17 protein-coding genes are annotated in these 18,958 nt (G+C 70.1%); 5 read left to right on the top strand and 12 right to left on the bottom strand.

Features of this window, described 5'->3' with window-relative positions; genetic code table 11:
* Positions 1-41 precede the first annotated feature (41 nt).
* Positions 42-512 (top strand): DUF6173 family protein, encoded by a 471-nt coding sequence (locus ACFQQC_RS15430; protein ID WP_376863382.1) that lies wholly within the window; start codon positions 42-44, stop codon positions 510-512.
* Between the two features lie 88 nt (positions 513-600).
* Here the strand turns inward: ACFQQC_RS15430 and pip are convergent, their stop codons facing one another.
* Entirely contained in the window at positions 601-1,575 is a 975-nt protein-coding gene (gene pip, locus ACFQQC_RS15425; protein WP_376863380.1) for a prolyl aminopeptidase, read from the bottom strand.
* Between the two features lie 30 nt (positions 1,576-1,605).
* Positions 1,606-1,974 (bottom strand): DUF423 domain-containing protein, encoded by a 369-nt coding sequence (locus ACFQQC_RS15420; protein ID WP_376863379.1) that lies wholly within the window; start codon positions 1,972-1,974, stop codon positions 1,606-1,608.
* 3 nt (positions 1,975-1,977) lie between these two features.
* Between ACFQQC_RS15420 and ACFQQC_RS15415 the strand changes: the two genes are divergently transcribed.
* Positions 1,978-3,177, top strand: a complete 1,200-nt coding sequence (locus ACFQQC_RS15415; protein WP_376863378.1) for an MFS transporter — start codon at positions 1,978-1,980, stop codon at positions 3,175-3,177.
* A 5-nt stretch (positions 3,178-3,182) separates the two neighbouring features.
* On the opposite strand, the gene ACFQQC_RS15410 is transcribed toward ACFQQC_RS15415, so the two are convergent.
* The 3 genes from ACFQQC_RS15410 to ACFQQC_RS15400 form a co-directional block, all read right to left on the bottom strand.
* On the bottom strand, positions 3,183-3,776 hold the full coding sequence (locus ACFQQC_RS15410; protein ID WP_376863377.1) for a hypothetical protein: 594 nt from the start codon (positions 3,774-3,776) through the stop codon (positions 3,183-3,185).
* Between the two features lie 103 nt (positions 3,777-3,879).
* The gene (locus tag ACFQQC_RS15405) at positions 3,880-6,444 is read right to left on the bottom strand and encodes a tipN (protein WP_376863376.1); all 2,565 of its coding nucleotides are present in this window, start codon (positions 6,442-6,444) and stop codon (positions 3,880-3,882) included.
* A gap of 114 nt (positions 6,445-6,558) precedes the next feature.
* Complete coding sequence (locus ACFQQC_RS15400) at positions 6,559-6,747, bottom strand: hypothetical protein (protein ID WP_376863375.1); 189 nt, start codon at positions 6,745-6,747, stop codon at positions 6,559-6,561.
* A 190-nt stretch (positions 6,748-6,937) separates the two neighbouring features.
* Between ACFQQC_RS15400 and ACFQQC_RS15395 the strand changes: the two genes are divergently transcribed.
* The gene (locus ACFQQC_RS15395; protein ID WP_376863374.1) at positions 6,938-8,389 is read left to right on the top strand and encodes a phospholipase D-like domain-containing protein; all 1,452 of its coding nucleotides are present in this window, start codon (positions 6,938-6,940) and stop codon (positions 8,387-8,389) included.
* Here the strand turns inward: ACFQQC_RS15395 and ACFQQC_RS15390 are convergent.
* The 5 genes from ACFQQC_RS15390 to folD all read right to left on the bottom strand — a co-directional run bounded on the left by ACFQQC_RS15390 (position 8,376) and on the right by folD (position 12,361).
* Positions 8,376-9,113, bottom strand: a complete 738-nt coding sequence (locus tag ACFQQC_RS15390) for an endonuclease/exonuclease/phosphatase family protein (RefSeq protein WP_376863373.1) — start codon at positions 9,111-9,113, stop codon at positions 8,376-8,378. The genes ACFQQC_RS15395 and ACFQQC_RS15390 overlap by 14 nt on opposite strands.
* Positions 9,114-9,186: 73 nt before the next feature.
* A complete protein-coding gene (locus tag ACFQQC_RS15385) occupies positions 9,187-9,879 on the bottom strand; it encodes a TPM domain-containing protein (RefSeq protein ID WP_376863372.1) in 693 nt (230 codons plus the stop codon).
* Positions 9,873-10,673: a TPM domain-containing protein gene (locus tag ACFQQC_RS15380; RefSeq protein ID WP_376863370.1), complete on the bottom strand. Its 801-nt coding sequence runs from the start codon at positions 10,671-10,673 to the stop codon at positions 9,873-9,875. Before ACFQQC_RS15380 ends, ACFQQC_RS15385 begins: the two co-directional genes overlap by 7 nt.
* Before the next feature lie 23 nt (positions 10,674-10,696).
* Entirely contained in the window at positions 10,697-11,383 is a 687-nt protein-coding gene (locus tag ACFQQC_RS15375; RefSeq protein WP_376863369.1) for a LemA family protein, read from the bottom strand.
* Between the two features lie 54 nt (positions 11,384-11,437).
* Positions 11,438-12,361, bottom strand: coding sequence for a bifunctional methylenetetrahydrofolate dehydrogenase/methenyltetrahydrofolate cyclohydrolase FolD (gene folD / locus ACFQQC_RS15370; RefSeq protein WP_376863368.1), 924 nt, complete (start codon positions 12,359-12,361; stop codon positions 11,438-11,440).
* Between the two features lie 101 nt (positions 12,362-12,462).
* On the opposite strand from folD, the gene ACFQQC_RS15365 reads away from it, so the two are divergent.
* Together ACFQQC_RS15365 and fni are read left to right on the top strand one after the other, a co-directional pair.
* Complete coding sequence (locus tag ACFQQC_RS15365; protein WP_376863367.1) at positions 12,463-14,304, top strand: PPC domain-containing protein; 1,842 nt, start codon at positions 12,463-12,465, stop codon at positions 14,302-14,304.
* Between the two features lie 17 nt (positions 14,305-14,321).
* Positions 14,322-15,359, top strand: a complete 1,038-nt coding sequence (gene fni, locus ACFQQC_RS15360) for a type 2 isopentenyl-diphosphate Delta-isomerase (RefSeq protein WP_376863366.1) — start codon at positions 14,322-14,324, stop codon at positions 15,357-15,359.
* Positions 15,360-15,762: 403 nt separating this feature from the next.
* On the opposite strand, the gene hutH is transcribed toward fni, so the two are convergent.
* On the bottom strand, positions 15,763-17,292 hold the full coding sequence (gene hutH / locus ACFQQC_RS15355; RefSeq protein ID WP_376863365.1) for a histidine ammonia-lyase: 1,530 nt from the start codon (positions 17,290-17,292) through the stop codon (positions 15,763-15,765).
* A gap of 5 nt (positions 17,293-17,297) precedes the next feature.
* A complete protein-coding gene (gene hutU / locus ACFQQC_RS15350; RefSeq protein ID WP_376863364.1) occupies positions 17,298-18,956 on the bottom strand; it encodes a urocanate hydratase in 1,659 nt (552 codons plus the stop codon).
* Positions 18,957-18,958: the final 2 nt, after the last annotated feature.

The raw sequence follows: 18,958 nt of genomic DNA, 5'->3' as shown, positions 1-18,958 counted from the left end.
TCGGGGTGGCCGGGGCGCGCTCCGGCGCCTAGATTGGGCGCATGTCCGATACGCCCGCGTCTGATGCACCCGCTGTCGCCCCGGCCTCCATGTTCTCCGACTGCGGTGACAAGCCGTGTCCGGAGCCGGTCATCTCCAACGCCCCGCCCGAACAGGCCGCCGCCCTGACCGATGGCGTGCGGATGCGCGAGAACCCCGCCGAATGGGCCTTCGTCCGTTTGTCCAAGCTGATCGAGGACTATGAGAAGGGGCTCGACAAGGACGAGGAGATCGCGGCCCGCATCGTCGGCCTGCCCGGCGACGGCGTGATGCAGATCGAGGACGTCGGCTTCTGGGGGCCGGACTTCATCATGTTCCTTGGACGGAACAATGAGGGCAAGCCGGTGCGGCTGATCCAGCACTACGCCCAGATCAATGTGCTTCTGGACGCTCGCAAGAAGCCCGCCGAGCGCGAAGCCAAGCGGATCGGCTTCCAGCTGTCGGAGCTGGTGGAGAAGACCAATCCCAAGTGAGGGGAGGGAGGCAGCAGGAGGCAGGCAGCAGGCAGCAGGATTGACTGCGCCTTTCTGACAAAAATCCTGCTGCCTGCTGCCTGCTGCCTTAGAGACCTGCCGCCCAATCCGTCGCGCGGACCAGGCTGTCGACAATGCCGGGCTCGGACGAGGCGTGGCCGGCGTCGCCGATGACGTCCAGCTTCGATTCCGGCCAGGCGCGGTGCAGAGCCCAGGCGCTGGTCATCGGCGTCACGACGTCGAAGCGGCCCTGGGCGATCCAGCACGGGATGTGGCGGATGCGGTGGACGTTCTTCAGCAGCCAGCCTTCCTCGGGGAAGAAGCCGCCATTGGTGAAATACCAGTTCTCGATCCGGGCGAAGGCCACGGCGAAGTCCGGCTCGGCGAATTTGTCCGGACGGGCCGACGGGCCCTGGACGCTGACCGTGTCGCCTTCCCAGCTGGACCAGGCGATGGCGCAGCGCTCGCGCTCGGCCTTGTCGTCGCCGATCAGCCGCTTGTAGTAGGCGCCCATCAGGTCGCCGCGCTCGGCCTCCGGGATAGGGGCGATGAACTGCTCCCAGGCGTCCGGGAACAGGTGCGAGGCGCCGTCCTGATAGAACCAGTGCAGCTCCGGCTTCGTCAGCAGGAAGATGCCGCGCAGCAGCAGGGCGGTGCAGCGCTCCGGATGGGTGATGGCGTAGGCCAGCGACAGGGTCGACCCCCAGCTGCCGCCGAAGACCGCCCATTTGTCGATGCCGAGCAGCTCCCGCAGGCGCTCGATGTCCTCGATCAGGGTCCAGGTGGTGTTGTCTTCCAGCGAGGCGTTCGGACGGCTGTTGCCGCAGCCGCGCTGGTCGAACATCACGATGCGGTACTTCTTCGGATCGAAGTAGCGACGCATGCCGGGGTTCACCGCGCCGCCGGGGCCGCCGTGCAGGACGATGACGGGCAGGCCCTGCGGGTTGCCGCTTTCCTCGTACCAGACCTCATGCACGCCCTCGGTCTTCATATAGCCGGAGGCGTAGGACTCGATCTCGGGATAGAGCTCGCGGCGCGGGGCGTCGGGCGAAGGGAAGGCCATACTGTAATCCGGTCTCTCTGAAGGCCCGCGTCAGGCTTTGCTGGTGGTCCGCAATGCGGCAACGACGATCAAAAGCCAAGCCACGATCATCAGGACGCCGCCGATGGGGGTGACCGGACCGAAGGCCCGGATGCTGAGCAGGCCCAGTCCCATGAGCGAGGCGGAGAAGATCAGGCCGCCGATCGTCGCCAGCCAGCCGGCGATGACGACCAGCCGGGGCCGCGCGGGCCAAAGGGCGCAGGCCAGGCCCAGCAGGGCGTGGGTCAGCTGGTACTGGGCGCCCGTGGTCAGCAGGCTCTTGATCTGCGGTCCCGCGCCATGGGCCGCGAAGGCGCCGAGCGCCACCGCCATCGCCCCGTTCACGGCGGCGAAGGCCACCAGATTGCGATTCACTGTCATGGCGTGACGCTAGCCGACAGAAGCGTCGCCGTCTGCTATTTCGCCGATATGAAACCGGCCGCCCGCATGGGCCTGCAATATGTGCTGCTCTTCGGCGCCAGTGGCGTGAGCCTGCCCTTCGCCGGGCTATGGTTTCGCGCCCAGGGACTGAGCGGCGCGCAGATCGGGGTGATGCTGGCGGCGCCGATGCTGGGACGGCTGGTGACCGGGCCGCTGCTGGCGGTCTGGGCGGATGGCTTCCGGACCCGGCGCGCGCCGATCGCCCTGCTGGGCCTGCTGATGGCGGCGGGTTACGGCGGCGCGGGCCTTGCGGACGACCTGATGCTGCGCGGCGTGCTGTGGTTCATCGGCGCCACGGCGGCGGCGGCGCTGATTCCGCTCAGCGACGTGCTGACGCTGCGGCTGGCGGCCCGCGACGGCTTCACCTTCGCCCTGCCGCGCGGCTGCGGCTCCGTCGCCTTCGTAGCGGTCAATGTCGGCATGGGGGCGGTGCTGCTGGGCGCGCCGGTGGATGTGATCGTGGTCTGGATCACCGCCCTCGGGCTGGCCATCGCCGCGGCGGGCGCCTTCCTGCTGCCGGCCGAGCCGGTGGGTGAGGGGGCGCCGCTGCGCAAGCGGGACCGGTTCCGGGGGCTGGGCCGGCTGGTCGCCGATCCGGTGTTCATGACCGCCATCTTCGCCGTCGGGGCCGTGCAGGCGGCGCACGCCTTCCAGTACGGCTTCTCGGCCCTGCTGTGGAAGGCGCAGGGGATCAGCGAGGCCGTCACCGGCCAGCTCTGGGCCTTCGGCGTGGTGGTCGAGGTCGCCCTGATGTGGCTGTTCGAGCCGTGGCGTCGGCGGGTCGGCGTCGGTCCCTGGCTGCTGCTGGTCGTCGGTTCCGCCGCCGCCGTGCTGCGCTGGACAGTCATGGCTTTCGCCCCGCCGCTGTGGCTGCTGTGGCCGCTGCAGGCGCTGCACGCCCTGACCTTCGCCGCGACCTTCCTGGCCGGGGTGCAGTTGGTCGAGAGGCTTGCGCCGCGCGACAGCCAGACGGCGGCGCAGACCCTGAGCTCGGTGCTGTCCGCGGGCGTCCTGATCGGGCTGGCCACGCTGGCGTCCGGTCCGCTGTACGACCGGTTCGGAGCGGGCGGTTATGGCGCGATGGCGGCCCTGTCCCTGGCCGGGCTGCTGGCGACCCTCGTGCTTCGGCGAAAGCTGGCCTGATCCGCTCAGGCCGGGCGGAAGCGGGGCAGGGGCGCGAGGTGACGCGCCATGGCCTGGGCGGCGGTCTTGACGGCCTTGTGCACCGCCGCGTCGGATTCCGCTTCCGGCGCCCGCAACAGGCCCACGACGGGGGTGTCTGCGTCATCCGGCAGTCCGGTCAGGACGCGGTAGAGCAGATAGCTGCCGGCATCCTCCTCGGCGTCCGAGGTGGCGCCCGCCGCCAGTCCGGCCTCGTTCAGGGCCCGGACCATCTCTCCGACAGGCGCGGTGGCGCGGGCGACGCTGGGCGCGACACCGTCCACACGGGCGCCGTCCACGGACCGGTTCTCAGCTCGCATCTGCAACTGGAAGCGGTCAGAGGTCCGTGACCGTCCGACCAGAAGCAGGGCCCGACAGCGACGGTCGTTCAGGTGGGTGGCGAGGGTGGAGACGAGGGTCTCGGGGTCATCGGAGGGCACAGCCACGGTCCGGGCGCCGTTCGGGCTCCAGGGTTCGCCCGACAGATCCTCGACGGGATCCCAGCCGGAACCGTCGGCCTCCCACGCGCAAATCACGATCCCGGGGCGGGTATCCGTGGTCGTCTGATCAGGTTCGGCCATGGAGATGAAATGCTTCGTGACGCTTGTGTGACGAGGAGGGACGGTGTCGCCAGCGCCCCCCTACGTCAAGTTCAAAAGACCTGCCCGGCTTCGCGGACGGCGATCAGGAGAGATCGCCGATGGCGGCGTCGAGCAGCATGAAGGCGCGCCCGCCGTCCGAGGTCAGGCGACCGAGCACCGCCGGACCGTCGCCGATCGAGGCGTGGGCGGCCAGATCCCGGCTGAAGGCGCGGACATAGGCTTCGGAATCGGCCCGCAGGTCCGGATCGGTCAGGACGCGGCGCGAGACGCTGCGCACGGCCGCCGGAGCGACGCGGCGCACGATCTGGCGCGCCCGGTCCGGATCGCGATCCGTCAGGGCGTGGGCGGCTTCCTCGACGCGCGACCGCGGCAAGAGGGCGTTGGGGTCGACCCCCATGCGTCGGATGGCGGTCACCACGCGCTGGCTGAGCGCTTCCAGATTGCCTTCGCCGACCGCGGGCGCGGGCATGACCGGGGTCTCGAGATCCAGCGGGGCCTCGTCATGGCCGTCATCGACCAGATCGGCCCAGTCGAGCGGGCGGGTCGGCGCAGCCGGCGCGCCGGGCGTCGGCTCCAGCTTCAGGCGGTTACGCAGGCCGAAGCCCTTCTCTTCCTGGCGCGTAGGGCGCGGGGGCTCGCGGTCGCGGTCGCGTTCACGCTCCGGCTCCGGCGGGGGCGCAATCTCGCGGCGGCGGCCCGCGGCGCCGTCGCCCGAGACGACACCCATCAGGCGCACGGTCTCGGTGAGCATGTCGTAGTTGCGGCGCACCCGCTCCTGGAAGCCGGCGTCCAGCGCCTCGGTGTCGGCGGCGGCCTTCTGCGAGGCGGCGGCGAGGGCGGCGAGGCCCTCCTCGACGGTGTGGCGCACTTCCTCGACCCGCTTGCGGGCCTCTTCCGGCAGTCGACCGGCGCGGTCGTCCAGATCGCCGATCGCTTCGTCGATCCGCGCCAGGGCGGCGTCCATCCGCTCCACGGTGAGTTCCAGCTTCTCCAGCGCGCGGTCGCCCGACTGTTCCAGCAGGGCGCCGGATTCCGAGACGATGCGACGGGCGCTTTCCAGGCGGGTGTCGGCGGCGGCGTCGGCCTTCTGCGCGGCCTCGAACATGGCCTCGCCCAAGCGGTCGGCGCGCAGCTGGGCCTGATCGGCGGCCTCGCTGGCGGCGATGCGGGAATCCTCGGCGGTGGCCTGAAGCGCGGCGAGGGCGCGGCGGGTCTCCTCGACCAAGGCGTCGCGCGCCTCGGCGGCGAGCGCCTCGAACCGGTCCAGCGCCACCTTGGTGGCGGCGTCGAAGCCGTCGGCCTCGCGCTGGGACATCTCGACCAGCGCCTTGAACTGATCGGTGGCGGCCTCGACCAGATCCTTGACGGTCTCGGCCGTGCGGCTGGAGGTGTCGCCCAGTTCGCCGGCGGCGCTGCGGGCGGCGGACAGCTGTTCGCTCAGCTGGGCGCGCTGGCTCTCGACCTGGGCGGAGAAGTCCTCCTGATCGGTGCGCAGGGCGTAGGCGGCGGTGACGAGGGCCGCGCGCTGCTGGCCCAGGCCTTCCTCGACAGACTGGATCTGTTCAGCGACGCCGGAGCCGGCGTTCTCGAGCCGCAGGGTCTGGCGCGACAGGTCGTCGGCGGCGACGCGGGCGGCGTCCTGGGCCTCGCCGGCGGCGGCGGCCAGATCAGCGGCGCGGGCGGCCAGGGCGGCCTCGGCCTCCCGAAGCTGCGTCTGGGCCAGGTCGGAGGCGTCCACCACCATGCGGGACTGACGTTCAACCGCGTCCAGCACCCCCGTCGCCTGCTTGTCCAGCGCGGTCCCGAGGGTCTGCATCTGGTCGCGCTCGCCGCCGAGCTGTTCGGTCAGGCGGCGGGCGGTGAGGCTGGCTGTCTCGGCGGCCTCGTTCAGGCGTGCGGTTTCCTGCGCCAGCGCCTCGCGCAGCAGCGCCATGTCGTTACGGGCGCGTTCGGCGGCCAGCGACGCCTGGTCGATATCCATGCGCAGGGTCTGCAGGACCTCGCCGGTCTGCTGGGCGGCCAGGGCGGTCGGGGCGATCAGCGCCTCCGACAGATCGCGGGCCCGCTTGGTCTCGGCGGCCAAACCGGCGCCCTGACGCACGGCATGGGCCAGCATGATGGCCAGCCCGGCGGGGGCCAGCGCGATCAGCGCATAGACGGCGATCCGCAGAGGCTCCAGATCGACCGATCCCGAACCGATCTCGAACGCGGCCCAGGCGGCGACGCCGCCGATCCACAGGGCCGCGGCGACACCGGCGACCAGATAGGCGTGACGGCCCGACGGTTGCGGCGTTTCGCGGCGACGCGAGGGCAGGGCGGGGGCGGGCGGCGGCGTATAGGCGGCCGGCGGCGCCTCGGCGCTCTCAGTGAGCGCCCGGAGTTCGACCGGAGCAGGTTTGGGCGCGGGGGCCGGTTCCGGCTGGGGCGCGGGTTCGGGACGCAGGGCGGCCTCGGCCTCGGCGGCGGCGCGTTCGGCAGACTGGCGCTGTTCCTCGGCCAGACGACGACGGCGGCGTTCCGACATGGGACGCTCGGCCCGCGGCGCGGGGGCAGCGCTCTCCTCGAACGGCGTGACGACGGGCTCGCCCTCGGGCTCCGAGGTCGGTTCGGTCAGGTTAAGCGGCGGCCGTTGGCGGGGAGGCTTCATTACGCGGCGATCTCGTCTCGAACGGCGTCAGGCGGACGCCCGCTGGGGGACAGCGGAACCCTAGCGGGTCAGGACGACAGAGCAAAGGCGAGTCCGGACGATTCCGGAGGCCTTTCAACACTCGCGTGTCTTGTCCGGCGAGGCGATCATCACGGTCGAGGACGACGGGGGCGCGCAGTCGCGGACGCGGTGGATTTCCCGGTCGGGTTTGCGCGGGGCGTCAAGATCCAGGCCGAACTGCGACAGGGCCGCAGCGGCGAGCATGGCGATCAAGCCTGCGATCAAATCGATCAGCGCCTGCATCGCCGATCTCCCCTGTCCAAATGACGGACGCTGTTATGCGCCCAAATCTTTCGCGAAACAATGCGCCAGAGATGAACAAAGCGTCACCATTGACCGTTGGTGTGGCCACATGGAACGGAAGTGCGCGGCGCGTGTCTCCCGGCAGGGGATGCACACGCTCTCGTCATGCGAATCGGTCAGGCGTAGCAGTATGGAAAAGCACGACGACAGCCTGTTTTCCCCCGGCCGGAACTGCTGGCGCGTGGAGACGGCGAGCCGGTTCGCCGTGCTGATGGAGAACGCCGCCTATTTCGCCGCCCTGCGTTCGGCGCTGGATAAGGCGGAGCGGTCGGTCGTCCTGCTGGGATGGCAGTTCGATCCGCGCACCCGACTGCATCCGGACATCGCCGACCCCGGTCCGACCGACGAGATCGGCCACCTCCTGCGCATGATGGTGAAGTCGCGTCCGGAGCTGGATGTGCGATTGCTGATCTGGAAATCGCCGCTGGTCATCGCGGCGTCGCAGGGCTTCTTCCCGCATCGGGCCCAGAACTGGTTCCGCAAGCGGATGGTCGAGTTCCGGCTGGACCCGCCGCCGGCGCCAGGCGCCTGTCATCACCAGAAGGTGGTGATCATCGACGACAAGGTGGCCTTCTGCGGCGGCGGCGATGTGTCGGTTGATCGCTGGGATTGCGACGAGCATCTGGATGGCGACCCCCGGCGGTGCATGCCCTCCGGCCTCATCGCCCCGGCGCGGCACGAGGTGATGTGCGTGGTCGATGGACCGGCCGCCCGCGCGCTGGGCGATCTGGCGCGGGACCGCTGGTATCGGGCGACGGACGAGCGGACCATTGTCGAGGATGCGCCGGGCGATCCGTGGCCGGACGGGGTCGAGCCGGATATCCTCGACGCCCCGATGGCCATCGCCCGCACCGAGCCGGAGTTCGGTCAGTGGAACGAGACCCGCGAGAACGAAGCCCTGCACCTGGACGCCATCCGACGGGCGAAGAAGCTGATCTATCTGGAGAACCAGTATTTCACCTCGCCGGTGATCGCCGCGGCCCTGGCTGAACGGCTTGCGGAGTGGGACGGACCGGAGGTGGTGCTGGTCTCGACCGCCGGAAGCCCCAGCTGGTTTGACCGACTGACCATGGACACGGCGCGCTCGGAAGTCCTGTTCCGGCTGGAGCAGGCGGACCGGAACAACCGCTTCTTCGCCTTCGCGCCGCATACGGCCCAGGGGGACCGGATCATCGTCCACGCCAAGATGTCGATCTATGACGACGAGATCCTGCGGATCGGTTCGACCAATCTGAACAACCGGTCGCTGGGTTTCGATACCGAGTGCGACGTGGCTGTCGCGCCGGCCACGGAGGCCGGGCGGGCGGCGATCCGGCGCTTCCGGCACCGGACGCTGGGGCACTGGATCGGGGTGGACGCCGACGCCTTCGCCGCCAGCGAGGAACTGACGGGCTCGGTCGGGGCGGCGGTGCAGCGGTTTGACACCGGGCGAATGCAGGTCCTCGGCGCCACGCCGCCGTCGCGGGTCGAGCAGATCATCGCCGAGTTCCAGCTGGGCGATCCGACCTCGATGCGCGACGCCTTCCGGCCGTGGAAGCGGCGGGCCCTGTCGCATCGCCGGCAGCCGGTCAGGACGGCCTGATCTCGAAGTCCACGATCAGCGGCAGGTGATCCGACGCCATCCGGGCGAGGGGTGAGAAGGGGGCGGTGACCCCGGTCACCACCACCTCGGGGCTGGTGAAGCAGTGGTCGATGCGGATCGCCGGGAAGCTGGACGGGAAGGTCTTCACCGAAGGCTTCAGGCCCAGGGTGCGCTGGCAATCCGCCAGCTTGCGGGTCAGCGTCTGATAGGGGCGAGTGATCGAGGTGGCGTTGAAGTCGCCGGTCAGCAGGGTCGGGCCGGTGCAGTCCGGATGGCCCAGCCACTGCTCGCCGACCAGCGCCGCCGCCTGCAGCCGCTGCTCGCGCGGCACCAGACCCAGATGGGTGTTGAAGACGTTCAGGGTCGCATCCCCGATCTGCACCGCCGTCCAGAGCACCCCGCGCGGCTCCAGCCCCGGCACGCCCCGCACCGTCGGCAGGCCGCCGGACTTGACCAGCCGCTCGGGCAGATGGGTCAGGATGGCGTCGCCATAGAGCTCGGCTTCCACCCGCATGGCGGGGTGGAAATGGTAGCTCATCTCCAGCCGGGCGGCGATGGTGCTGGCCTGATCGACGAAGCCGGTGCGGGCGCGGCCCACATCCAGTTCCTGCAGGCAGACGATGTCCGGTTCGTACTCGGCGATCACCGCGGCGACCCGGGCGACATCCAGTTTTCGGTCCACGCCGACGCAGCGATGGACATTGTAGGTCATAAGGCGGGGCATGACATTCCGGGCTGGCCACGCGGGCGGTCAGGGCTGTGGACCCTGATTGCGACCCCAAGGGGGCGCTGCTCGCTCAGATAATAACCAGCTTGTCCTCGATCTCGTTGCGATCCCGTGACGATGGCGGAAAATGTTCGGCCAGAACGGCGCCGCACAGGCCGACGGCGGCCTCGAAGCCGGCGACAGCGTCATCGCGCTTGAGCCCCTTCGACAGGGCTTCGACCGCGTCGGCCCAGACGGTCTGGTCGACCTTCGAATGGATGCCCCTGTCGGCGATGACCTCGACCTGGTGGTCGGCCAGAGAGGCGAACAGCAGGACGCCCGTGCGCGCCTCGGTGACGTGCAGGCCGTGGGCGAGGAACTGCTGCATGGCCGCCTTGTGCACCCGCGCCCGGCGCACATTGCGGGGCGTGACCAGGCGCTGCACCACCGGGATGCAGGTCAGCAGGAAGACGATCAGGAAGGTCGCCGCCTGAATCAGCGCATAGGCGGTGACCGCCTGACCGATGGTCGCCTCGCGCGCGGCGAGGTGGGACGCCTCCCAGCCGGAGGACAGGCCGGGCACCCAGCGGGGTTCGAAGCCCAGCGGGACCAGCCCCAGCGGCAGGATGAGGGCCGCCGCCGCCGCCCAGGCCAGCGAGACGTCGCGGTAGGACGACACCTTGCGGGCCAGCACGCAGAAGATCTCGCCGGAGGTGTTCGCCTCCGCCGCCGCGATCGCCGAGGCGATGCGGCTCTGGATGTCGGGGGTTGTCGTGATCACCATCCGCCCGAAGCGCCTCCGCCGCCAAAACTCCCGCCGCCGCCGCCGAAGCCGCCGCCACCGCTCCAGCCCCCGCCGCCGCCACGACCGCCACGGCTGCTGTTGCGCAGGGCTTCGCTGGCGGCCCAGATCAGGACGGGAGCCACGCCATTGCCGCGCCGCCGTCGTCCCCGCCCGCCGATGCTGCCGATCAGGCCCAGCGCCAGGAACAGGAAGACGACCACGATCAGGATGGCCGGACCGATCGGCGCGCCCGAGCGGGGGCGCTCGGCGGTCGCCGCGCGCGCCTGCGCCTCGGCCGGATCGAGCCGAAGCTGGGCGTCGATGGCGTCCACGCCGTCGGTGACGCCACGGTCGAAGTCGCCGTCGCGCAGGGCGGGCAGGATCTCGTCGTGGATGATCAGGGCCGAGAGGGCGTCGGTCAGCACCGGCTCAAGGCCGTAGCCGACCTCGATGCGGACGCGGCGTTCGTCACGGGCGATCAGCAGCACGACGCCGTTGTTCTTTCCCGACTGCCCGATGCCCCAGGCGCGGCCCAGCTGATAGCCGTATTCCTCGATCTCGCGGCCCTGCAGATCGGGGACGGTGGCGACGACCACCTGATCCGTCGTGGTCTGCTCCAAGGCCGCGAGCTTGCTGGTCAGCGCCGCCTCGGTCGCGGGGGACAGCAGGTCGGCCTGATCGACGACCCGGCCGGTGAGAGGTGGGAAATGGGGCGCCGACTGGGCCAGGGCCGGGGCGGTCGCGAGCCACAGGGCGGCGAACGCGACCGCGAGGATCGCGGCGAGGCGCGCCATCCGCCCGTCCTGGAGGCGCGGGATCACTGGGCCGGCGCAGCCGGCGCGGGCGAAGCGGGCGGGGCCGAGCCGGGCGCCGCGGCGGGCGGCGGCGTGGCCGGGTTCAGGGCGTCAAAGTTGACGTTCGGCGCGGTCTGGGCGGCCTCGGTGGCGGTGAAGGCCTGCATCGGCCGCGAGCCGCTATGGATCGTCCCGGCCCAGATCGCGGTCGGGAAGACGCGCAGGGTCGTATTGTAGTCGCGGACGGCCTCGTTGTAGTCGCGCCGCGCCACCGCGATGCGGTTCTCGGTGCCTTCGAGCTGGGACTGGAGGGCGAGGAAATTCTGGTTCGACTGCAGCTGCGGATAGTTCTCGGTGACCATCAGCAGACGGGACAGGGCCTGCGAGAGCTCGCCCTGCGCGGCCTGGAAACGCTGGAAGGCCTGCGGGTCGTTCAGGGTCTCGGGCGTGACCTGGACGCTGGTGGCGCGGGCGCGGGCCTCGATCACCTGCGTCAGGGTCGTGCGCTCCTGCACCGCCGCGCCCTGCACGGTGGAGACAAGGTTGGGGATCAGGTCGGCCCGGCGCTGGTACTGCGACTGGACGTCCGCCCAGCGCGCCTTTGCCGCTTCTTCCTTCGTCGGGATCGCATTGATGCCGCAGCCGGTGACGGCGGGGGCGAGAACCACCACGGCGGCGACGGCCGCAAGGCGGGGCGAAATCCGGATCATCGGCGTCTCCTCAGACAGCGTTGCAAGAGACTATTGGGCCGGACCGGCTCCGGTTCAAGCGTCCAGCGACTCGGCGTCCACACCCGCGCTGCGGCAGGCGGCGGTGTAGGTGTTGGCCAGCAGGCAGGCGATGGTCATGGGGCCTACGCCGCCGGGCACCGGAGTGATGCGACCGGCCACGGCGGCGGCCTCGTCGAAGGCGACGTCGCCGACCACGCGGGTCTTGCCCTCGGCGGCCTTGACCGGGTCTTTCGAAGGCACGCGGTTGATGCCCACGTCGATGACCGTGGCGCCCGGCTTGATCCAGTCGCCGCGGACCATCTCGGGACGGCCCACGGCGGCGACCACGATGTCGGCGGTGCGGCACAGGGCGGGCAGGTCGCGGGTGCGCGAGTGGGCGATGGTGACCGTGCAGCTCTCGGCCAGCAGTAGCTGGGCCATCGGCTTGCCGACGATGTTGGAGCGGCCCACGACCACGGCGTTCAGCCCGGTCAGGTCGCCCAGCTCGGCGCGCAGTAGCATGATGCAGCCCAGCGGGGTGCAGGGGACCATGCCCGGCAAGCCGACGGCCAGACGGCCGGCGTTGACGACGTGGAAGCCGTCGACGTCCTTGTCCGGGCTGATGGCGTCGAGGACCGTGCTGCTGTCGATATGGCCGGGCAGGGGCAGCTGGACGAGAATGCCGTGGATGCCCGCGTCGGCGTTCAGGTCGGCGATCAGGCCCAGAAGCTCGGCCTGTGTCGTGGTCTCGGGCAGCCGGTGGGTGTCGGAGCGCATTCCGGCCCGCTGCGTCGTTTCGCCCTTGTTGCGGACGTAGATCTGGCTGGCGGGGTCTTCGCCGACGATGACCACGGCCAGTCCTGGCTTCACGCCATGGGCGGATTCAAGCCGCGCTGAGGCGGCGGCGACCCGCTCCACAAGCCCGGCCGCGAAGGCCTTGCCGTCAATCAGGGTCGCGCGGGCGGGTTCGGCCGTCATGGGGGTCTCGGCTCCGGTCGTCAGGAATCGTGCGGTCCGCGCGATTTACAGAGGGGCGGGTTCGGCGTCTATGATCACCTCCGACTCCACGAGGACTCCGTATGCGCCGTAAGACCATTCTCGCCGCCGTCAGCAGTCTGGCGATCGCCGCCGCCCTTGCCGGGCCTGCCTTCGCCCAGGAGCCCACGCCGCTGGCGCCCGGCGACCAGATCGAGGGCGAGATCGCGGAGGGGGATGCGACCGCGCCGGACGACGCCTACCGCTATGACAGCTTCGCCATCACCGCCGTGGCCGGTCAGAGGTTCGAGGTCGTCATGCGGTCCGAGGCCTTCGATTCGTATCTGCAGGTGCAGAAGCAGGGCGAGGACGAGAACGGCGAGCCTCTGGCCAGCGACGATGACGGACTGGGCGAAGGCCTGAACTCCCGCCTGCGCTTCACCGCGCCGACCGACGGGGTCTATGTGGTGCGCGCCCGCCCGATCTCGGGTCTGGACGGCGGCGCCTACAGCCTGAGCCTGACCGAGCGCGGACCGGCCGAACCGGAACCGGCCCCGCAGGCGATCACCCTGGGCCAGACCGTCGAGGGCGAGATCGGGGATGACTCCCCGGAGAACGACGAAGGCGTCGCCTATCAGGCCTGGACCTTCAGCGGTCGCAGCGGCGACCGGGTGTCGATCGCGCTGGATGCCGAGGACTTCGACCCGCTGGTTCGGCTGGGCCGGACCGTGAACGGGGTCTTCTCGGAGCTGGCCTACAATGACGATGGTCCGGATTCGGGCCTGAACTCCCGTCTGGTCTTCACCCTGACGGAGACCGGAGACTACGTCATCCGCGCGACGCCGCTGAGCGCCGGCGGCAAGGGCGGCTACAGCCTGACCCTGTCGGAGGGCCCGCCGCCGGTGGAGGCGAGGGACATCCGGATCGGCCAGGAGGTCCGGGGTGAGCTGACCGAGACCGACGGGCGCAGCGCCAATGGCGGCTATGCCGACGCCTACCGGTTCAGCGGCCGCGAGGGGCAGCGGGTTCGCATCGACATGACCTCGAGCGCCTTCGACACCTATATCGAGCTGTTCGACGACGAACAGACCAGTCTGGCGACGGACGACGACGGCGGGCCGGAGGGCACCAACTCGCGACTGGTCTTCACCCTGCCCAAGACCGGCTCCTACGTCATCGAGGCCCGGGCCTTCTCTCAATCCACCGGCGCCTATCGCCTGAACCTCACCGAGGTGGAGCCGGAGAAGCCGCCGCAGTCGCTGGCCTTCGGCGCGACCCTTCAGGGCGAGATCGACGAGAACGACTCCCGCGACGACGACGATCGCGGCTTCGACGCCTTCGTATTCGAGGGTCGCGAGGGCCAGCGTATCCGGGCCATCATGCGTTCGGGCGACTTCGACACCTATCTGCAGATCGGCAATGCCGAGGGCGACTTCTCGGCGCTGGCGTCGGATGACGACGGATTGGGCGAGGGGACGGATTCGCGCCTGAGCTTCACCCTGCCGAGCGACGGCCGCTATGTGCTGCGCGCCTCGCCGCTGGGCTCGGACGGGGAGGGGCTCTACTCGCTGGAGCTTCAGGACCGTGGGCCGCAGCCCCAGCCGGGCAGCCTGCTGGTCGGCTCCACCGCGCGCGGCGTGCTGACCGAGACCGACGCCACCGCCGACGACAACAGCTTCTATGACGCCTACCGCGTCACGCTGAAGGAAGACGAGAAGCTGGTGATCAAGATGGTCTCCAACGAGGTGGACAGCTTCATCATCATCGGCCGACCGACCGAGAGCGGCGGGTTCGAGGGGCTGGGTTCGGATGACGACGGCCTGTCGGACACCCACTCCAAGCTGGAGTGGACCGCGCCGGAGGACGGCACGTTCGAAATCCGCGCCGGCACCTTCCAGCAGGGCCAGACGGGCGCCTATGCCCTGATCGTCGAGAAACAGCCCTGACGGCCGGAGCGCCGCCCATGTCCGATCTTCCCCCGTCCGACATCCTCGCCCGCAAGGACCAGCATCTGGATGTGATCCTGTCCGGCAAGGCCCGGCACGGGCGGGGGACCGGGCTGGAGGCGGTGCGCTTCGTCCACGAGGCGCTGCCGGACCTCGACTACGGCAAGATCGATCTCGGGACGGACTTCCTCGGGCGACGGCTGAAGGCGCCGCTGCTGATCAGCTCCATGACCGGCGGGCCGTCGCGGGCCGAGGCGATCAACGCCCGCCTGGCCGAGGCCGCGCAATCCCTCGGCATCGCCCTGGCTGTGGGGTCACAGCGGGCGGCGCTGGAGGCGGATGAGCCGACGCCGGGGCTGGACATGAGCCTGCGCCTGAAGGCGCCGGACACGCCGATCCTGGCCAATATCGGCGCCGCCCAGCTGACCCGCGGCGTGGGCCCGGACGAGGCGCGGCGGATCGTGGACATGATCGCCGCAGACGCCCTGATCGTGCACCTGAATCCGCTGCAGGAAGCCTGCCAGCCCGAGGGCGACCGCGACTGGTGGGGCGTGGGCGCTGCGCTGGAGGCGCTGGTGCGGGCGGCGGACTTTCCGGTGGTGGTCAAGGAGACCGGAGCCGGCCTCTCGGCCGCGACGGCGAAGCGTCTGGCCGAGATGGGCGTGGCGGCGCTGGACGTGTCCGGGGCCGGCGGCTCGAACTGGGCGCTGGTCGAGGGCGAGCGGGCCGGGACGGAGGCGGATCGGGCGCATGCCGCCGCCTTCGCCGACTGGGGCCTTCCGACGGCGCAGGCGATCGCCCAGGCGCGGGCGGCTTGTCCCCGGACGCTGATCATCGGCTCGGGCGGGATCCGCGACGGCGTCGACGCGGCCAAGGCCATCCGGCTGGGCGCCGACATGGTCGGTCAGGCGGCCGGGGTGCTGCAGGCGGCGACCGTCTCGACCGAGGCGGTGGTCGAGCATTTCCAGACGGTGATCCGGCAACTGAGGACGGTCTGCTTCTGCACCGGCTCGGCCAATCTGACAGCGCTGGCGCGGGCGCCGCTGCAGGACTGAAAAGTGCACTCGAAAAAAAATGGAGTGCACATAGTGCACAAATTCGCCTGAGGCGGGGTGTGCGGGCGGTGGTTCAACCGTGATGTCAAAGACCAGAATGCAGTCTGGCATGCCGGTGCGTCGTTTTTGGACGTAGGGGCGCCGAAGGGCCTCTTGTCATCCCGGCCGGAGCGAAGCGGAGAGCCGGGACGGCGCCGGCATTCAATGCTCCGCGCCCGGACAGCCCTTCAGGGCTGAGCCGGGCGACAGGCGGACCCAGACCCAACCCTGCTCCCGGATAAGCGCTGTGCGCTTTCCGGGAGGGATTTGAAGAGAAATGCGCCGCGTCCCGGATCTCGCTGCGCTCGTCCGGGATGACAAGGGGGGCGGCTTACGCCGAATGCTGACAGCCGACCCTTATGTATTACGCGGACGGCAGCAGGTCCGCGGCGAACACGCGATACCGACCCGCGCGGACGGTGGCGGTGGCCCGCTCGATGTCCGGAGCGAAGTACTTGTCCGAGGCGTAGGGCTCGGCGGCTTCGCGGACGATGCTCCAGACCTTCTCCAGATCGGGGGAGCTGGTCAGCGGGCGGTGGAAGTCCAACCCTTGCGCGGCGGCCAGCAGTTCGATGCCGACGACGGTGGCGGTGTTCTCGGCCATGTCGAGCAGGCGGCGGGCGCCGTGGGTGGCCATGGAGACGTGGTCTTCCTGATTGGCGCTGGTCGGCACGGTGTCGATCACGCAGGGGTGGGCGACCATGCGGTTCTCGGCCACGAGGGCGGCGGCGGTGACCTGGGCGATCATGAAGCCGGAGTTCAGGCCGCTTTCCTTGACGAGGAAGGCGGGCAGTTCGCTCATCTTCGGATCGACGAGGATGGAGGTGCGGCGCTCAGAGATGTTGCCGATCTCGCACAGGGCCATGGCGATCTGATCCGCAGCATAAGCAACGGGTTCGGCATGGAAGTTGCCGCCCGAGATGACGTCGCCGTCCTCGATGAAAACCAGCGGATTGTCGGTGACGGCGTTGGCCTCGCGCACCAGCATGGCGGCGGCGTTGCGCAGGACGTCGAGGGTGGCGCCCATCACCTGCGGCTGGCAGCGCAGGGAGTAGGGGTCCTGCACCTTGGCGCAGTCATGGCGGTGGCTGTCGCGGATGGCCGAACCGTTGATCAGGGCGCGCAGGCGGGCGGCGACGTCGATCTGGCCGGGCTGGCCGCGCAGGGCGTGGATGCGCGGATCGAACGGGGCGTCCGAGCCCTTGAGCGCATCGACCGACAGGGCGCCGGCGGCGATGCCTGCGGCGAAGACGGCCTCGGCGGCGAACAGGCCCGCCAGCGCGAGCGCGGTCGAGCACTGGGTGCCGTTGAGCAGGGCCAGGCCTTCCTTGGGACCCAGCACGACGGGCTTGAGGCCGACGCGGGCGAGGGCGGCCTCGGCGGACAGGACTTCGCCGTTCTGGCGGGCCTCGCCGACGCCGATCAGGACGCAGGACATGTGGGCCAGCGGGGCCAGATCCCCCGAGGCGCCGACCGAACCCTTGGACGGGATGGACGGCAGGATGTCGGCGTTCACCAGGGCGATCAGGGCCTCCAGCGTGCCGCGACGGACGCCCGAAGCGCCCTTGGACAGGCTGGCGATCTTCAGCACCAGCAGCAGGCGGGTGACCTCGTCGGAGAGCAGCGGGCCGACGCCGCAGGCGTGGCTGAGGACGAGGTTCTTCTGAAGAGTTTCAAGATCTTCCGGCGCGATGCTGGTGTTGGCCAGCAGGCCGAAGCCGGTGTTGATGCCATAGACGGTGCGGCCCTCGGCGAGGATGGCGGCGACGACGGCGGCGCCCTGTTCGACATCGGTCCAGGCGGCATCGGTCAGGCTGACCGTGACGGGGCCTTCGATGACGGCGCGGAGCTGCGGCAGGGTGAGCGGGGCGGAGCCGATGGTGATGTGGGTCATAAGGCTTACTTCAGGCTCGGCAGATTGAGGCCATGCTCGCGGGCGGCCTGTTTGGCGATGTCATAGCCGGCGTCGGCGTGGCGCATGACGCCGGTGGCGGGGTCGTTCCAGAGGACGCGTTCGAGGCGGGCGGCGGCTTCGGGGGTGCCGTCGGCGACGATGACGACGCCCGAGTGCTGGCTGTAGCCCATGCCGACGCCGCCGCCGTGGTGCAGGGACACCCAGCTGGCGCCCGAGGCGGTGTTGAGCAGGGCGTTGAGCAGGGGCCAGTCGGAGACGGCGTCGGAGCCGTCCTGCATGGCCTCGGTCTCGCGGTTCGGGCTGGCGACGGAGCCGGAGTCGAGGTGGTCGCGGCCGATGACGATGGGGCCGCTGAGCTCGCCCGACGCGACCATCTCATTGAACATCAGGCCCGCGCGGTGGCGGGCGCCCAGACCGATCCAGCAGATGCGGGCGGGCAGGCCCTGGAAGGCGATGCGTTCGCCCGCCATGTCGAGCCAGCGGTGCAGGCCCGCGTTGTCGGGGAAGAGCTTTTTCATCGCCGCGTCGGTCTTGCGGATGTCCTCCGGATCGCCGGTCAGGGCCGCCCAGCGGAAGGGGCCCACGCCGCGGCAGAAGAGGGGGCGGATGTAGGCCGGGACGAAGCCGGGGAAGTCGAAGGCGTTGGTCACGCCCGCGTCGAAGGCGACCTGACGGATGTTGTTGCCATAGTCGGTGACCGGGATGCCCATGGCCTCGAAATCGAGCATGGCCTGGACGTGGACGGCGCAGGATTTGCGTGCGGCGGCCTCGACGGCGGCGGGGTCGGACTGGCGCTTGGCCTCCCACTCGGCGACCGTCCAGCCCATGGGCAGGTAGCCGTTGACGAGGTCGTGGGCGCTGGTCTGGTCGGTGACCAGATCGGGGCGGACGCCGCGCTTGACCAGTTCAGGTAAAACTTCAGCCGCATTGCCCAAGAGGCCGACAGAGATCGGTTTTTTGTCGATCTTCGACTGTTCGATCAGGGCCAGCGCCTCGTCCAGCGTCTCGGCCATGACGTCGAGGTAGCGGGTGCGCAGGCGCATCTCGATCCGGCTGCGCTGGCACTCGATGGCGAGGCAGGAGGCGCCCGCCATGGTGGCCGCCAGCGTCTGGGCGCCGCCCATGCCGCCGAGGCCGGCGGTCAGGATCCACTTGCCCGACCAGTCACCGCCGTAGTGCTGGCGTCCGGCCTCCATGAAGGTCTCATAGGTGCCCTGAACGATGCCCTGGGTGCCGATGTAGATCCACGAGCCGGCGGTCATCTGGCCGTACATGGCCAGGCCCTTCTTATCGAGCTCGTTGAAGTGATCCCAGGTCGCCCATTTGGGGACGAGGTTGGAGTTGGCGATCAGGACGCGCGGGGCGTCGGCATGGGTGCGGAAGACGCCGACCGGCTTGCCCGACTGGACCAGCAGGGTCTGGTCGGCCTCGAGCGCGCGAAGCTGTTCGACGATGGTGTCGAAGGCCTGCCAGTTGCGGGCCGCCTTGCCGATGCCGCCGTAGACGACGAGGTCTTCGGGGCGTTCGGCCACCTCGGGGTCGAGGTTGTTCATCATCATGCGCAGGGCGGCTTCGGCGGCCCAGGTTTTCGCGGTCATCTCGGTGCCGCGCGGGGCGCGGACGATACGGGCGTTGGAAGTCATGG

The organism is Brevundimonas sp. GCM10030266 (assembly GCF_042666595.1).
Classification (GTDB): domain Bacteria; phylum Pseudomonadota; class Alphaproteobacteria; order Caulobacterales; family Caulobacteraceae; genus Brevundimonas.
The sequence above is the reverse complement of the archived record's forward strand: the minus strand, read 5'-3'. Positions and strand labels throughout refer to the sequence as shown.

What these genes read in the sequence shown, in the direction of transcription:
- ACFQQC_RS15405 (WP_376863376.1), bottom strand. Translation starts at nt 6,444, where the DNA reads ATGAAGCCTCCCCGCCAACGGCCGCCGCTTAACCTGACCGAACCGACC.
- ACFQQC_RS15380 (WP_376863370.1), bottom strand. Translation starts at nt 10,673, where the DNA reads ATGGCGCGCCTCGCCGCGATCCTCGCGGTCGCGTTCGCCGCCCTGTGG.
- ACFQQC_RS15395 (WP_376863374.1), top strand. Translation starts at nt 6,938, where the DNA reads ATGGAAAAGCACGACGACAGCCTGTTTTCCCCCGGCCGGAACTGCTGG.
- folD (WP_376863368.1), bottom strand. Translation starts at nt 12,361, where the DNA reads ATGACGGCCGAACCCGCCCGCGCGACCCTGATTGACGGCAAGGCCTTC.
- ACFQQC_RS15430 (WP_376863382.1), top strand. Translation starts at nt 42, where the DNA reads ATGTCCGATACGCCCGCGTCTGATGCACCCGCTGTCGCCCCGGCCTCC.
- ACFQQC_RS15410 (WP_376863377.1), bottom strand. Translation starts at nt 3,776, where the DNA reads ATGGCCGAACCTGATCAGACGACCACGGATACCCGCCCCGGGATCGTG.
- ACFQQC_RS15420 (WP_376863379.1), bottom strand. Translation starts at nt 1,974, where the DNA reads ATGACAGTGAATCGCAATCTGGTGGCCTTCGCCGCCGTGAACGGGGCG.
- ACFQQC_RS15390 (WP_376863373.1), bottom strand. Translation starts at nt 9,113, where the DNA reads ATGCCCCGCCTTATGACCTACAATGTCCATCGCTGCGTCGGCGTGGAC.
- ACFQQC_RS15375 (WP_376863369.1), bottom strand. Translation starts at nt 11,383, where the DNA reads ATGATCCGGATTTCGCCCCGCCTTGCGGCCGTCGCCGCCGTGGTGGTT.
- ACFQQC_RS15365 (WP_376863367.1), top strand. Translation starts at nt 12,463, where the DNA reads ATGCGCCGTAAGACCATTCTCGCCGCCGTCAGCAGTCTGGCGATCGCC.
- ACFQQC_RS15400 (WP_376863375.1), bottom strand. Translation starts at nt 6,747, where the DNA reads ATGCAGGCGCTGATCGATTTGATCGCAGGCTTGATCGCCATGCTCGCC.
- pip (WP_376863380.1), bottom strand. Translation starts at nt 1,575, where the DNA reads ATGGCCTTCCCTTCGCCCGACGCCCCGCGCCGCGAGCTCTATCCCGAG.
- hutU (WP_376863364.1), bottom strand. Translation starts at nt 18,956, where the DNA reads ATGACTTCCAACGCCCGTATCGTCCGCGCCCCGCGCGGCACCGAGATG.
- ACFQQC_RS15385 (WP_376863372.1), bottom strand. Translation starts at nt 9,879, where the DNA reads ATGGTGATCACGACAACCCCCGACATCCAGAGCCGCATCGCCTCGGCG.
- hutH (WP_376863365.1), bottom strand. Translation starts at nt 17,292, where the DNA reads ATGACCCACATCACCATCGGCTCCGCCCCGCTCACCCTGCCGCAGCTC.
- fni (WP_376863366.1), top strand. Translation starts at nt 14,322, where the DNA reads ATGTCCGATCTTCCCCCGTCCGACATCCTCGCCCGCAAGGACCAGCAT.